We start from the raw sequence: 14,024 nt of genomic DNA on the forward strand, positions 1-14,024 counted from the left end.
GACGACATCTGGACACTGTAGCATGCAGAAAGCGAAAAAAACCCGCAGGGTTGCGGGTTTCGATAAGTGAATAACGTTTTCAATAGGTTAGCGCGTCACGCGGCTTCCGGCTTGCGTACTTTCTCTGGCGTTTTTACCACCGGCTGAGTCGCCAGTGCCTCCGGCTCAAAGTCATCCACATTGATGCTGCGCAGACGGCTGGCTTCCGCTTTGATAAGCAGCGCCGCTTCGTCCTGATTAATCAGCCCGCCCGCCAGCGCCTGGTGCGCCAGGTCATCCAGGCGGGTAAACGGCAGGTTTTTACCCAGCGATTTGCAGATGCGCTGGTGAATCGGATCGGCGGCAATCACATCCACTAATGCTTCTTCCAGCAGACCCACCGGGTTATGCGCGCTGGCGGTCAGATACTGGCCCCGGCCAATGCGCGAGCGGGTGGCGCTCGGTGTTTGCAGGATCTTCGCCACTTTGTGATCCAGCTTATCGGACGGCGCACGGTAGTGACGGCCGGTCGGGAAGATAACAAAACTCAGCGCGCCCGCGACAAAGCGGTTAGGGAAGTTATCCAGCAGATCGCTCATTGCTTGTTCCGCCTGGTAGAGCGCATCCTGCACGCCCCAGTGCACCAGCGGCAGATCCGCTTCCTGGCGGCCTTCGTCGTCATAGCGTTTCAATACCGCAGAGGCCAGGAACAGCTGGCTTAACACATCTCCCAGACGGGCGGAAATGCGTTCGCGACGTTTCAGGCTGCCACCCAGCACCGCCATTGACACATCGGCGAGCAGCGCAAGGTTAGCGCTCAGGCGGTTCAGATGCTGGTAATAACGTTTGGTGGCATCACCGGTTGGCGTCGCGCTGGTCAAGCCGCGCGTCAGGCCGAGCCACAAACTGCGCATTTCATTGCTGCCGACGTGGCCGATATGTTTGAACAGCAGCTTGTCGAAGGCGTCGAGGTCATTATTTTGCGCGGCGGCCATCTCTTCTAACACATACGGATGGCAGCGGATCGCCCCCTGGCCGAAGATCATCATGGTGCGGGTCAGAATATTCGCCCCTTCCACGGTGATGGCAATCGGCGCGCCCTGGTAAGGACGGGCAAGGAAGTTACCTTCGCCGAGCATAATGCCTTTCCCGCCAGCAATATCCATTGCATCAATAATTGATTGCTGACCACGATGGGTACAGTGATATTTCACAATCGCGGAGAGTACCGCCGGTTTTTCGCCGAGCATAATGCCGTAGGTGATAAGCGCCGCGGCGGCATCCATCACATAGGCGTTACCGGCAATGCGTGCCAGCGGCTCTTCGATACCTTCCATTTTGCCAATCGATACTTTGAACTGACGGCGAATATGGGCGTAAGCACCAATGCCCAGCGCGACAGATTTCAGGCCGCCTGTCGAGTTGGACGGCAGAGTAATGCCGCGACCGACCGACAGACATTCCACCAGCATACGCCAGCCCTGACCGGCCATTTTCGGGCCACCGATGATGTAATCAATCGGCACAAAAATATCTTGCCCACGGGTCGGGCCGTTCTGGAACGGCACGTTGAGCGGGAAGTGACGGCGGCCAATCTCTACGCCTGGCGTGGAGGTGGGGATCAGTGCACAGGTAATGCCCAGCTCCTCAGCGCCGCCCAGTAGTTTATCCGGGTCGGAGAGTTTAAAGGCCAGGCCCAGCACGGTGGCAATCGGCGCGAGCGTAATGTAGCGCTTGTTCCAGGTCAGCCGCATGCCGAGCACCTGCTCGCCCTGCCAGTCGCCCATACACACCACGCCGGTATCCGGGATCGCACCGGCGTCAGAACCCGCTTCCGGGCTGGTCAGTGCGAAGCAGGGGATTTCCACACCACGCGCCAGGCGTGGCAGGTAGTGATCTTTCTGCTCCTGGGTGCCGTAGTGTTGCAGCAGTTCGCCCGGGCCTAAGGAGTTAGGCACGCCGACGGTGATGGCGAGGATACCGGAAACGCCGGAGAGTTTTTGCAGCACGCGGGACTGCGCATACGCGGAGAATTCCAGCCCGCCGTACTCTTTTTTGATGATCATCGCGAAGAAACGGTGCTCTTTTAAGAAGGCCCACAGTTCCGGCGGCAGATCCGCCATTTCGTGGGTTATCTGGAAGTCATTCGCCATGCGGCACGCTTCTTCCACCGGGCCGTCAATAAAGGCCTGCTCTTCGGCGGTCAGGCGCGGCTGCGGGTAGTTGTGCAGTTTTTTCCAGTCTGGATTGCCGCGAAACAGATCGCCTTCCCACCAGGTGGTACCTGCGTCAATCGCCTCTTTCTCGGTGCGCGACATTGGCGGCATCACTTTACGAAAACCGCGAAACACCGGGGCGGAAATTAAGGCTTTACGCATCGGCGGGAGGTTGAAAGGAACCAGGATAATCGCCAGCGGCAGCAGCACCCAGATTGACCAGATGCCGGACACGCCAAGTGCGGCGGTCCACGCCAGTAAAATCACACTGCTAAGCAGTAAATTGACCCGGTGATAGAACAGCACACCGAGCAGAACGAGCGTTGCGACAATACTCAAAATCATCATACCGTAAAGCTCCCTTCTTGTAGGAGGTCTGACCACTTGTGATGTTATGGTTGTAGTAGATGGGATTTTTTTTAGCAATGTGTTTACAAAATAATTACAACCTGGTTCACATTGTTGAGGCTATTTGGCGCACGGAAAATGAAAACGGCAGGAGGGGTTACGGCTTTAGCTTCTCGCCTGGAATGCTATCCGGTACACTGCGCAATGTTATTTACATTCATGCTGAAGGATATCCTCATGTACCAGGATCTTATTCGTAACGAACTGAATGAAGCGGCGGAAACGCTGGCGAATTTCTTGAAAGATGAAGCCAATATTCACGCTATTCAGCGCGCGGCGGTGTTGCTGGCCGACAGTTTTAAAGCCGGCGGCAAAGTGTTGTCCTGTGGTAACGGTGGCTCGCATTGCGATGCGATGCATTTTGCTGAAGAGTTAACCGGGCGCTATCGTGAAAACCGCCCTGGCTACCCGGCAATTGCGATTTCCGACGTGAGCCATATCTCCTGCGTCAGCAATGACTTCGGCTATGACTTTATTTTCTCCCGCTATGTTGAAGCCGTGGGCCGCGAAGGCGACGTGCTGCTGGGGATCTCCACTTCCGGTAACTCCGCCAATGTGATCAAAGCGATTGCGGCGGCGCGTGAGAAAGGGATGAAAGTTATCACCCTGACCGGTAAAGACGGCGGCAAAATGGCCGGTACGGCGGATATTGAAATTCGCGTGCCGCATTTTGGTTATGCGGATCGTATTCAGGAGATCCATATTAAAGTGATCCACATTTTAATACAGCTTATTGAAAAAGAGATGGTGAAGTCGTAAGACGGCTTTCGGGGGCGTCTATGCCCCCACGTTGTGGAGGTATATATGTGCGAACTGCTCGGTATGAGCGCTAACGTACCAACCGATATCTGCTTCAGTTTTACCGGGCTCGTCCAGCGTGGCGGGGGAACCGGGCCGCATAAAGATGGCTGGGGCATTACCTTCTATGAAGGCAAAGGCTGTCGCACGTTTAAAGATCCGCAACCCAGCTTCAACTCGCCTGTCGCCAGACTGGTGCAGGAATACCCCATAAAATCCCGTTCGGTGATTGCCCATATTCGCCAGGCGAATCGCGGCGAAGTGGCGCTGGAAAATACGCACCCCTTTACCCGCGAGTTGTGGGGCCGCAACTGGACGTATGCCCACAACGGTCAGCTAACGGGCTACAAGTCACTGGAAACCGGCAACTTCCGCCCGGTGGGTGAAACCGACAGCGAGAAAGCCTTCTGCTGGTTGCTGCATAAGCTGACCCAGCGCTACCCGCGAACGCCGGGGAATATGGCGGCGGTGTTTAAGTATATTGCGGCGTTAGCGGCTCAACTGCGCGAGAAGGGCGTTTTCAATATGCTGCTGTCGGACGGGCGCTATGTGATGGCGTTCTGTTCCACCAATCTGTTCTGGATAACGCGACGCGCGCCGTTTGGCGTGGCAACGCTTCTGGATCAGGATGTGGAAATCGATTTTCAGCGGGAAACCACACCGAACGATGTGGTTACCGTGATTGCGACGCAGCCGCTAACCGGCAACGAAACCTGGCACAAAATTATGCCAGGCGAGTGGGCGTTATTTTGCCTGGGGGAGCGTGTAGTTTGACGCCAGCTGTGGCTGAACAGAGGTGTTCAGCGGTTTGCTGACCACATAGCGACCATCCACAACCGAGACAACCGGCGGCTGGTGGGTGTTGGCAAAGTAGTCATAGCCGGGCTTCAACTGCTGCCAGAAATCCGCGTAGGTCGAATATTTGTGACGCTGCATATTGGCGTCGGTCATGCGGAACGGATAAATGCTTACCTGCACGTTCGGCTGCCCGAAGACCAGCGCACCGGTGACAAACTGGAAGATCTCGTCGATGTTGGAATCTGTCATGGCGTAGCAGCCAACGGAAACACAGGCACCGTGGATCATCAGGTATTTGCCTTCATAGCCGTGAGCGCGGTCATAGGTGTTCGGAAAACCAATATTAATGGCTTTATAGAACCGGCTGTCCGGCTTGAGCTGGCTGCGCTGTACGGAATAGAACCCTTCCGGGCTTTTAAAATCACCCTGACGACGTTTAGGACCGAGGCCGCCCGAGTAATTACAAATTTTATAGCTGTCGAGCAACTGGTACTGCTCGCCCATCTTGACGTAAAGATCAAGGGTGCGCTCTTCTTTGAAGATTTGGATATAAACCGGCGACCCCATCAACTGCTGCTTAAACTCTTTGCTGACCGGCGTGATTGAACTGTTGCTGCCGACCAGGCCAGCAAAAGAGACGCACGGAATCAAAAGCATCGCAATAAATAATGCGATTTTGCGCATACTACTTGTTCCCTTGATAAAGCGGATACCACATTGCCAGGACGGCAAAAGATGCCCAAAATTCAGACAAATCTGTTTCGGAGCGCTCACATTAGCATTACGGCATTTTTTCGCAAGCCCCAAAACCCGACAACTTTAACGCTAATTTCTCTTTTTACATATCTGTGCTGTATACTTATCCAGTGTTCTGTGAGGGTGTACGCATGCGCAAAATCATACATGTGGATATGGACTGCTTTTTCGCGGCGGTAGAGATGCGCGATAATCCAGCCCTGCGTGACATTCCCATTGCTATTGGCGGCAGTCGCGTGCAGCGCGGCGTGATCAGCACGGCTAATTATCCGGCGCGTAAATATGGCGTACGCAGCGCGATGCCGACCGCGACGGCGCTGAAACTCTGTCCGCACCTCACATTATTACCGGGCCGTTTTGACGCTTATAAAGAAGCCTCCGGTCAGATCCGCGACATCTTTTCCCGCTACACCTCACTTATTGAACCCCTTTCGCTGGACGAAGCCTATCTGGATGTCACCGACAGCCCGCACTGCCACGGCTCGGCAACATTAATGGCGCAGGAGATCCGCCAGACCATTTTCAACGAGACGCAACTCACTGCATCGGCGGGAATCGCGCCGGTCAAGTTCCTCGCCAAAATCGCCTCGGATCTCAATAAGCCTGACGGGCAATATGTAATTACGCCCGCCGATGTCCCCGCGTTTCTGCGCACGCTGCCGTTAAGCAAAATCCCCGGCGTCGGAAAAGTCTCGGCGGCAAAACTGGAAACGCTTGGCCTTCGCACCTGTGAAGATGTGCAAAAAAGCGATCTGGCGATGCTGCTCAAACGCTTTGGTAAATTCGGCCGGGTGCTGTGGGAGCGCAGCCAGGGCATTGATGAGCGGGAAATCAGCAGTGAGCGGTTGCGTAAATCTGTCGGCGTGGAGCGCACACTGGCGGAAGACATTCATCACTGGGAAGAGTGCGAAGCCATTATCGAGCATTTATATCCGGAGCTTGAGCGGCGGCTGGCGAAGGTCAAACCGGATTTGCGTATCGCCCGGCAGGGGGTAAAACTGAAGTTCAACGACTTTCAGCTTACGACGCAAGAACATGTCTGGCCGCAGTTAAATAAAGAAGATTTAGTGGCAACGGCGCGTAAAACCTGGAATGAGCGGCGCGGTGAACGCGGCGTGCGGCTGGTTGGCTTGCATGTCACTTTGCTCGATCCACAACTCGAACGGCAACTGGTGCTGGGGCTATAGCAGGAAAATGTCCGCGCCAGGCGGCGCGGACGGCAGGCTTATTTCGCCGGGATTGCTTTCAGCAACTCGGTCAGCAGGGTCCAGTACTGGCCCACGCTTTCGATATGCACTTGTTCATCCGGTGAGTGCGGGCCGGTAATGGTCGGCCCAATAGAGACCATATCCATGTTCGGATACGGTTTTTTGAACAGACCACACTCCAGACCGGCGTGGATCACCTGAATGTTCGGCGTTTTGTTGAACAGACGCTGGTAAGTTTCACGCACCAGCGCCATCACCGGTGAATGCGCGTCCGGCTGCCAGCCAGGGTAGCCGCCTTTTGGCGCGGTCTTCGCCCCCGCCAGCGCACCCAGGGATTCCAGCACGCTCACCACGTAATCTTTACCGCTATCCACCAGCGAACGGATCAGGCAGATAATTTCCGCGCTGTCGTCTTGCAGCGTCACAACACCCACGTTCAGGGAGGTCTCTACGACGCCTTTGGCAACATCAGAGTTACGAATCACGCCGTTTGGCGTGGCGTTCAGCAGGCGGACAAACGCATCGCGTGAGGCGGTGGTCAGCGCGGCTTTATCGCTGCTTGCACTGTCAACCAGCACAACCAGGTTTTTCTCTTTCGCTTCCAGTTCGTTTTTCAGGATGGCCTGATAAGTTTCAGCCAGCGTTTTCAACTGTGCGGCTTTGTCGGCCGGAACAGCGACAACGGCAATCGCTTCACGCGGGATGGCGTTACGCAGCGTACCGCCGGTGAAATCCAGCAGACGCAAGTCCAGTTCCGCCGCGTGGCCTGCGAGGAAGCGTGCCAGCAGTTTGTTGGCGTTGCCGAGGCCTAAATGAATGTCGGCCCCGGAGTGGCCGCCTTTCAGACCTTTCAGCGTCAGTTTGAAGGTTTCAAAACCGGCGGGAACCGCTTCGCGGGTTAATGGCAGGGTGGTGATAAAATCGATCCCGCCCGCACAACCCATGTAGATTTCGCCCTCTTCTTCAGAGTCGGTGTTAATCAGAATGTCAGCTTGCAGCCAGTTCGCCTGCAAACCGAACGCACCGTCCATACCGGCTTCTTCGGTCATGGTCAGCAGCACTTCCAGCGGGCCGTGTTCGACGGACGAATCCGCCAGTACCGCCAGCGCAGAGGCCATACCAATGCCATTATCCGCGCCGAGCGTGGTGCCGCGCGCTTTGATCCACTCGCCGTCGATATAGGGGCGAATCGGATCTTTGGTGAAATCGTGTTCTGTGTCGTTATTTTTCTGCGGCACCATATCAAGGTGCGCTTGCAGAACGACCGGCTTGCGGTTTTCCATCCCGGCGGTGGCCGGTTTGCGGATCAGAATGTTGCCAACCTGGTCGCGCTCCGCGTGCAGGCCTTGCTCTTTCGCCCAGCCCATAATGTATTCGGCGAGTTGTTCTTCATGGTAGGACGGGTGTGGAATGGAGCAGATTTTGGCAAAAATATCCCACAGCGGCTGCGGAGATAGTTGAGACAGTTCAGACACGATGAGTCTCCTTACGAAGAGCCTGCGAAACTTACCTTGCAGGTCACAGGGTTTAACAAACGAATCGCAAGACTACCTTGCGAGATGGCGTTGAGAATACCACTTTCTTACGGCTTCGCGAGCACGGGGATCGGGAAAAAGCGTCTGCACTGCCGGGTAACACTGGTTTTTAGCGCTTCAGATCTCTATAATCTCGCGCAACCTATTTCCCCCTCGAATAATTTTTAAGCCGTAAAACACAGGCTGGGACACTTCACATGAGCGAAAAATACGTCGTCACCTGGGACATGTTGCAGATTCACGCCCGCAAACTTGCTGCCCGACTGATGCCTTCTGAACAGTGGAAAGGCATTATCGCCGTAAGTCGTGGCGGCCTCGTACCAGGCGCATTACTGGCGCGTGAATTGGGTATTCGTCATGTCGATACCGTTTGTATCTCCAGCTACGACCACGACAACCAGCGTGAGCTGACCGTGCTGAAACGCGCTGAAGGCGACGGTGAAGGCTTTATCGTGATTGACGATCTGGTGGACACCGGCGGCACCGCCGTAGCCATTCGCGAAATGTACCCGAAAGCACATTTTGTCACTATCTTTGCTAAACCGGCTGGCCGCCCGCTAGTGGATGATTATGTGATTGATATCCCTCAGGATACCTGGATTGAACAGCCGTGGGATATGGGCGTGGTTTTCGTTCCGCCCATTAGCGGCCGTTAATCTGGCGCATTTTCTGCACACGCCCGGCTCTGCCGGGCGTTGTTCTTTTAGGCGCATGACAGGTTACAATGCCCCCCGGTGAAATTTACAAGGAGGCTGCGCGTCATGTCCCAGTCAAATCTTAGCGAAACGTTGTTCAAACCCCGCTTTAAACACCCTGAGACCTCTACGCTGGTTCGGCGCTTTAACCCCGGCACGCAGCCGCCTGTTCAGTCCACCCTTGATGGCAAAAACGTGCCGCACTGGTACCGGATGATTAACCGGCTGATGTGGATTTGGCGCGGCGTGGACGCCCGTGAAATCCTCGAAGTGCAGGCGCGCATTGTGATGAGCCAGGCCGAGCGCACCGACCCGGACTTGCTCGATACGGTGGTTGGCTACCGTAACGGCAACTGGATCTACGAATGGTCCACCCAGGCGATGACGTGGCAACAAAAAGCGATGCAGGAAGAGGATGCAACACTCAGCGGGCGTCACTGGCTGCATGCCTCGAACTTATACAGCATTGCCGCTTATCCCCATCTCAAAGGCGATATGCTTGCCGAGCAGGCGCAGGCCCTGGCGAACCGCGCCTATGAAGAGGCGGCTCAACGTTTGCCGGGCACCATCAAAGAGCTGGAGTTCGCCATTCCTGGCGGCACACCGGTCACCGGATTTTTGCATATGCCGGAAGGCGACGGCCCGTTCCCGACGGTGCTGATGTGCGGCGGCCTGGATGGGCTGCAAAGCGATTATTACTCCCTGTATGAACGTTATTTTGCCCCGAAAGGCATTGCGATGCTGACGCTCGATATGCCTTCTGTGGGCTTCTCCTCGAAATGGAAATTGACCCAGGATTCCAGCTTGCTGCACCAGCATGCGCTGCAAGCGTTGCCGAATATTCCATGGATTGATCACACCCGTGTGGCGGCGTTTGGCTTTCGCTTTGGCGCGAACGTGGCGGTGCGCCTGGCGTATCTTGAAGCATCGCGCCTGAAAGCGGTGGCGTGCCTCGGGCCGGTGGTGCATACGCTGCTTAATGAGCCGTTACGTCAGGGGCAGGTTCCGGAAATGTATCTTGACGTACTTGCCAGCCGCCTCGGCATGCACGACGCCTCTGATGAAGCATTACGGATAGAACTCAACCGTTATTCGCTCAAAACCCAGGGTTTGCTGGGAAGACGCTGCCCGACGCCGATGCTTTCCGGCTTCTGGCAAAACGATCCATTTAGCCCGGAAGAGGAGTCGCGGTTAATCACCTCGTCATCAAGCACTGGGAAGTTGCTCGAAATTCCGTTTAACCCGGTGTATCGCAATTTTGACAACGCGTTGCAGCAAATCGCGGGTTGGATCAGCCATCATTTCGGTTAATAGATTGATAAATTCTATTGATTTGGTAAAACAGTTGCATCACAAAAGGAGATCGCAATGACGTTACCGAGTGGACATCCGAAAAGCAGGTTGATTAAAAAGTTTACTGCGCTTGGGCCTTATATCCGCGAAGAGCAGTGCGAAGAAAACCGTTTTTTCTTTGATTGCCTGGCAGTTTGCGTGAATGTGAAACCCGCGCCGGAAAAACGCGAGTTTTGGGGATGGTGGATGGAAATGGAAGCGCAGGAGAAGCGCTTTACCTATCGTTATCATTTTGGTCTCTTCGATAAAGAAGGGCACTGGAAGCCAACAAACATCAAAGATCAGGAAGTGACCGATCGCCTTGAACAAACGCTGCGCGATTTCCATGAGCGTGCGCGTACCCTTCTGGCCTCGCTCGAGTTAAAGCTGGAGCCTGCCGACGATTTCAAAGAGAAGTTAAAACTCCCCGCTTGATCCCGCAGACAAAAATGCCCTCTGACGAGGGCATTTCCGTTAACTGAAGCGAAACACTTAGAACTGGTACGTCACGCCCACGGCAACGATGTCGTCGTCGCTGATGCCCACTTTGTTGTCGTCTTTGATCTGGTTGATTTTGTAATCCACCATCGCAGAGAAGTTTTTGTTGAAGTAGTAGGTTGCGCCAACGTCGATGTAGTTAACCAGGTCTTCGTCACCAATGCCGTTTTCCATATCTTTGCCTTTGGTCAGCACATAGCCCAGAGACGGACGCAGACCGAAGTCGAACTGGTACTGGATAACGGCTTCGAAGTTCTCTGCTTTGTTAGCAAAGCCCAGTGAAGAGGTCACCGGCGTCATGTTGTAAGACATGGAGTAGAAAGAGGCGATGTACAAGTTGTTGGCGTCGTATTTCAGACCACCGGCCCAGGCTTCTGCGTTCTGACCACGGCCCAGCGCCAGATCGGTATTCTGCGCGTTGGTGCGGTCTGAGTTCGCATAGGCACCGATAATTGAAATCGGGCTACCGCCGAAATCGTACGCCAGAGATGTGCCCCAACCGTCGCCGTTCTGTTTGATAAGGCTGCTGCGACCATTTTCGTTTTTACCCTGATATTGCAGGGTCAGATCCAGACCGTCGATCATGCCGAAGAAGTCGGTGTTACGGTACGTCGCTACGCCAGAAGTACGTTTGGTCATGAAGTTATCGGTACGCGCCAGTGAGTCACCGCCGAATTCCGGGAACATATCGGTAATCGCGGCGACATCGTACAGCACGCCCAGGTTACGGCCGTAGTCGATAGAGCCAAAGTCTTTGATTTTCAGACCGGCAAACGCCAGACGGGTTTTCTGACCAGAGGTGTTTTCGTCATTGTTGCCCGCAAATTCAGATTCCCAACGACCGAAACCGGTCATTTGGTCGTTAATCTGTGTTTCGCCTTTGAAGCCGAAACGCACGTAGGTTTTATCGCCGTCGTTGCTGTTATCGTCACTGAAGTAATGCATGGCTTTCACTTTGCCGTACACGTCCAGTTTGTTGCCGTTTTTGTTATAAACTTCCGCTGCGTGAACAGAAGAAGCCGACGCAACAACGCCCAGTACCATTAATGCCAGAGTGCTCTTTTTCATTTTGCTTTCCTGAGTGAACTAACGCGCTAATATTCGCCGGGCTTAAGCCCTGTGAAAAACAGGAAGGGTTTTAACGCTGTGAAATGAAACATTTATGACAAAGTAAGAGTAATTTTAAAAAGTTGTGTTTTTTTGTTTTTGCCATAAAAGTGTCAACTCCCGCCGTTACGCTTGCTGATCCTGCGCAACAAAAAAAGGGGCGAGCCGCACTGGCGGTTGGCAAGCGCCCTGACTCCTGTTACAACGTCTGATTACTATCGAATTTTCTTATTTTCCTTAAAACGGCAGAGAATCATGAGTGACAGCCAGACGCTGGTGGTAAAACTCGGCACCAGTGTTTTAACGGGCGGTTCCCGTCGCCTGAACCGCGCCCATATTGTGGAACTGGTGCGCCAGTGCGCGCAGCAGCACGCCGCCGGGCATCGAATTGTAATTGTGACGTCCGGCGCGATTGCCGCCGGACGCGAGCATCTGGGTTACCCGGAACTGCCTGCGACCATTGCCTCGAAGCAGTTGCTGGCGGCGGTAGGACAGAGCCGTTTGATTCAACTGTGGGAGCAGTTATTTTCCATTTACGGCATTCATATTGGGCAGATGTTGCTGACCCGTGCCGATATGGAAGACCGTGAGCGTTTTCTTAACGCGCGTGACACCCTGCGTGCGCTGCTGGATAACAATATCGTCCCGGTGATTAACGAAAACGACGCGGTTGCGACCACGGAAATCAAAGTGGGCGATAACGATAACCTCTCCGCGCTGGCGGCGATCCTCGCCGGTGCCGATAAACTGCTGCTGCTGACCGATCAGCAAGGTCTGTTTACCGCCGATCCGCGCAACAATCCTGACGCAGAACTGATTAAAGATGTGTACGGCATTGACGATGCGCTGCGCGCGATTGCCGGGGACAGCGTTTCCGGCCTCGGAACCGGCGGGATGGGCACAAAATTGCAGGCCGCCGATGTCGCTTGCCGTGCGGGTATCGACACCATTATTGCCGCCGGTAGCAAGGCCGGCGTGATTGGTGATGTGATGAACGGCACGCCGGTCGGGACGCGTTTTCACGCCCAGGAATCGCCGCTGGAAAACCGTAAACGCTGGATTTTCGGCGCGCCGCCAGCGGGTGAAATTTCCGTTGATGAAGGTGCGACGGCGGCCATTCTCGAGCGCGGCAGTTCCCTGTTGCCGAAAGGGATTAAAAGCGTGACAGGCAACTTTTCCCGTGGTGAAGTGATCCGCATTCGTAATCTGCAAGGCCGCGACATTGCTCATGGTGTAAGCCGCTATAACAGCGATGCGCTGCGCCGTATTGCCGGTCACCATTCGCAGCAGATTGACGCCATTCTGGGCTATGAATACGGCCCCGTCGCGGTTCATCGCGACGATATGATCACCCGTTAAGGAGCAGAAGTATGCTGGAACAAATGGGCATCGCGGCGAAAGCTGCGTCATACAAGCTGGCATTGCTCTCCAGCCGCGAGAAAAACCGCGTGCTGGAAAAAATCGCCGATTATTTAGAAGCGCAGTCGCAAGAGATTTTATTAGCCAACGAGCAGGATCTGCTGGAAGCGCGCCGTAATGGTTTGAGCGACGCGATGCTGGATCGTCTGGCGCTCAATCCCGCACGCTTAAAAGGCATTGCCGACGATGTGCGCCAGGTATGTAAGCTGGCGGATCCTGTTGGGCAAGTTATCGACGGCGGTTTACTGGACAGCGGCCTGCGCATTGAGCGTCGCCGCGTGCCGCTGGGCGTTATCGGCGTGATTTATGAAGCGCGCCCGAACGTTACCGTCGATGTCGCCTCTTTGTGCCTGAAAACCGGCAATGCCGCTATCCTGCGCGGCGGCAAGGAGACCTGGCGCACCAACGCCGCAACGGTAAAAGTTATCCAGCAAGCGCTGGAAGAGTGCGGATTACCGGCCGGCGCGGTGCAGGCCATTGAAAGCCCGGATCGTGCCCTGGTTAACGAAATGCTGCGCATGGATAAATACATCGACATGCTGATCCCGCGTGGTGGCGCAGGTTTGCACAAGCTGTGCCGCGGGCAGTCGACGATCCCGGTGATCACCGGCGGTATTGGCGTTTGTCATATTGTGGTTGATGACACGGCGGAAATTGCCCCGGCGCTGAAGGTGATCGTCAATGCCAAAACGCAACGTCCGAGCACCTGTAATACGGTGGAAACGCTGCTGGTGCATCAGGGCATTGCCACTACTTTTCTGCCTGCACTGAGTAAGCAGATGGCGGAAAGCGGTGTGACCCTGCATGCGGATGAGCAGGCACTGACACTATTGCAAAACGGCCCGGCGAAGGTCGAAGCAGTGAAAGCGGAGCAGTATGACGATGAGTTTCTGTCGCTGGATCTGAATGTGAAGATCGTCGCCAGTCTGGATGAGGCTATCGATCATATTCGCCAGCACGGCACGCAGCACTCCGATGCAATCCTTACCCGCACGCTGCGTAACGCAGAGCGTTTTATCAACGAAGTGGATTCTTCAGCGGTGTATGTGAACGCCTCCACGCGCTTTACCGACGGCGGGCAGTTTGGTCTTGGCGCGGAAGTTGCTGTCAGCACGCAAAAACTGCACGCGCGCGGCCCGATGGGGCTGGAAGCCCTGACGACCTATAAGTGGATTGGTTTCGGCGACGATACCATTCGTGCGTAAATGAAACCGGGTGATGCAAAAGTAGCCGTTTGATTCCCAAGGGCATTGACGCATCACCCGCTTAGTTTTA

General features: G+C 54.9%; 12 protein-coding genes. 8 read left to right on the forward strand and 4 right to left on the reverse strand.

Annotation, left to right across the window (positions count from 1 at the left end; translation table 11 throughout):
* Positions 1-95: 95 nt before the first annotated feature.
* On the reverse strand, positions 96-2,543 hold the full coding sequence (gene fadE, locus Q5705_09145) for an acyl-CoA dehydrogenase FadE (protein WLI78686.1): 2,448 nt from the start codon (positions 2,541-2,543) through the stop codon (positions 96-98).
* A gap of 237 nt (positions 2,544-2,780) precedes the next feature.
* Between fadE and lpcA the strand changes: the two genes are divergently transcribed.
* Complete coding sequence (gene lpcA, locus Q5705_09150) at positions 2,781-3,362, forward strand: D-sedoheptulose 7-phosphate isomerase (GenBank protein WLI78687.1); 582 nt, start codon at positions 2,781-2,783, stop codon at positions 3,360-3,362.
* A gap of 45 nt (positions 3,363-3,407) precedes the next feature.
* Positions 3,408-4,175 carry a class II glutamine amidotransferase gene (locus Q5705_09155; protein WLI78688.1) on the forward strand — a complete coding sequence of 256 codons (768 nt, stop codon included), beginning with the start codon at positions 3,408-3,410 and terminating at the stop codon, positions 4,173-4,175.
* Here the strand turns inward: Q5705_09155 and dpaA are convergent.
* Positions 4,146-4,883, reverse strand: coding sequence for a peptidoglycan meso-diaminopimelic acid protein amidase (gene dpaA / locus Q5705_09160; GenBank protein WLI78689.1), 738 nt, complete (start codon positions 4,881-4,883; stop codon positions 4,146-4,148). The genes Q5705_09155 and dpaA overlap by 30 nt on opposite strands.
* Positions 4,884-5,086: 203 nt before the next feature.
* Here dpaA and dinB point away from each other — a divergent pair, with 203 nt between their 5' ends.
* Positions 5,087-6,142: a DNA polymerase IV gene (gene dinB, locus Q5705_09165; GenBank protein WLI78690.1), complete on the forward strand. Its 1,056-nt coding sequence runs from the start codon at positions 5,087-5,089 to the stop codon at positions 6,140-6,142.
* Positions 6,143-6,180: 38 nt separating this feature from the next.
* Here the strand turns inward: dinB and pepD are convergent, their stop codons facing one another.
* A complete protein-coding gene (pepD, locus tag Q5705_09170) occupies positions 6,181-7,638 on the reverse strand; it encodes a cytosol nonspecific dipeptidase (GenBank protein ID WLI78691.1) in 1,458 nt (485 codons plus the stop codon).
* Between the two features lie 257 nt (positions 7,639-7,895).
* Here pepD and gpt point away from each other — a divergent pair, with 257 nt between their 5' ends.
* From gpt to crl, 3 genes are all read left to right on the forward strand, one after another.
* Positions 7,896-8,354: a xanthine phosphoribosyltransferase gene (gpt, locus tag Q5705_09175; protein ID WLI78692.1), complete on the forward strand. Its 459-nt coding sequence runs from the start codon at positions 7,896-7,898 to the stop codon at positions 8,352-8,354.
* A 105-nt stretch (positions 8,355-8,459) separates the two neighbouring features.
* Positions 8,460-9,704, forward strand: coding sequence for an esterase FrsA (gene frsA / locus Q5705_09180; GenBank protein WLI78693.1), 1,245 nt, complete (start codon positions 8,460-8,462; stop codon positions 9,702-9,704).
* Positions 9,705-9,761: 57 nt separating this feature from the next.
* Positions 9,762-10,160, forward strand: a complete 399-nt coding sequence (crl, locus tag Q5705_09185; GenBank protein ID WLI78694.1) for a sigma factor-binding protein Crl — start codon at positions 9,762-9,764, stop codon at positions 10,158-10,160.
* A gap of 57 nt (positions 10,161-10,217) precedes the next feature.
* Here crl and phoE read toward each other — a convergent pair whose 3' ends face one another.
* Positions 10,218-11,291 (reverse strand): phosphoporin PhoE, encoded by a 1,074-nt coding sequence (gene phoE, locus Q5705_09190; protein WLI78695.1) that lies wholly within the window; start codon positions 11,289-11,291, stop codon positions 10,218-10,220.
* Positions 11,292-11,585: 294 nt separating this feature from the next.
* On the opposite strand from phoE, the gene proB reads away from it, so the two are divergent.
* Together proB and proA are read left to right on the forward strand one after the other, a co-directional pair.
* Positions 11,586-12,689 carry a glutamate 5-kinase gene (gene proB / locus Q5705_09195; protein ID WLI78696.1) on the forward strand — a complete coding sequence of 368 codons (1,104 nt, stop codon included), beginning with the start codon at positions 11,586-11,588 and terminating at the stop codon, positions 12,687-12,689.
* Between the two features lie 11 nt (positions 12,690-12,700).
* Positions 12,701-13,954, forward strand: coding sequence for a glutamate-5-semialdehyde dehydrogenase (gene proA / locus Q5705_09200; GenBank protein WLI78697.1), 1,254 nt, complete (start codon positions 12,701-12,703; stop codon positions 13,952-13,954).
* The last annotated feature ends 70 nt before the right edge of the window (positions 13,955-14,024 follow it).

Origin of the sequence: Kosakonia sp. H02, from assembly GCA_030704225.1 — a bacterium.
GTDB lineage: Bacteria > Pseudomonadota > Gammaproteobacteria > Enterobacterales > Enterobacteriaceae > Kosakonia.

What these genes read in the sequence shown, in the direction of transcription:
- dpaA (WLI78689.1), bottom strand. Translation starts at nt 4,883, where the DNA reads ATGCGCAAAATCGCATTATTTATTGCGATGCTTTTGATTCCGTGCGTC.
- Q5705_09155 (WLI78688.1), top strand. Translation starts at nt 3,408, where the DNA reads ATGTGCGAACTGCTCGGTATGAGCGCTAACGTACCAACCGATATCTGC.
- dinB (WLI78690.1), top strand. Translation starts at nt 5,087, where the DNA reads ATGCGCAAAATCATACATGTGGATATGGACTGCTTTTTCGCGGCGGTA.
- fadE (WLI78686.1), bottom strand. Translation starts at nt 2,543, where the DNA reads ATGATGATTTTGAGTATTGTCGCAACGCTCGTTCTGCTCGGTGTGCTG.
- frsA (WLI78693.1), top strand. Translation starts at nt 8,460, where the DNA reads ATGTCCCAGTCAAATCTTAGCGAAACGTTGTTCAAACCCCGCTTTAAA.
- proB (WLI78696.1), top strand. Translation starts at nt 11,586, where the DNA reads ATGAGTGACAGCCAGACGCTGGTGGTAAAACTCGGCACCAGTGTTTTA.
- crl (WLI78694.1), top strand. Translation starts at nt 9,762, where the DNA reads ATGACGTTACCGAGTGGACATCCGAAAAGCAGGTTGATTAAAAAGTTT.
- lpcA (WLI78687.1), top strand. Translation starts at nt 2,781, where the DNA reads ATGTACCAGGATCTTATTCGTAACGAACTGAATGAAGCGGCGGAAACG.
- phoE (WLI78695.1), bottom strand. Translation starts at nt 11,291, where the DNA reads ATGAAAAAGAGCACTCTGGCATTAATGGTACTGGGCGTTGTTGCGTCG.
- gpt (WLI78692.1), top strand. Translation starts at nt 7,896, where the DNA reads ATGAGCGAAAAATACGTCGTCACCTGGGACATGTTGCAGATTCACGCC.
- proA (WLI78697.1), top strand. Translation starts at nt 12,701, where the DNA reads ATGCTGGAACAAATGGGCATCGCGGCGAAAGCTGCGTCATACAAGCTG.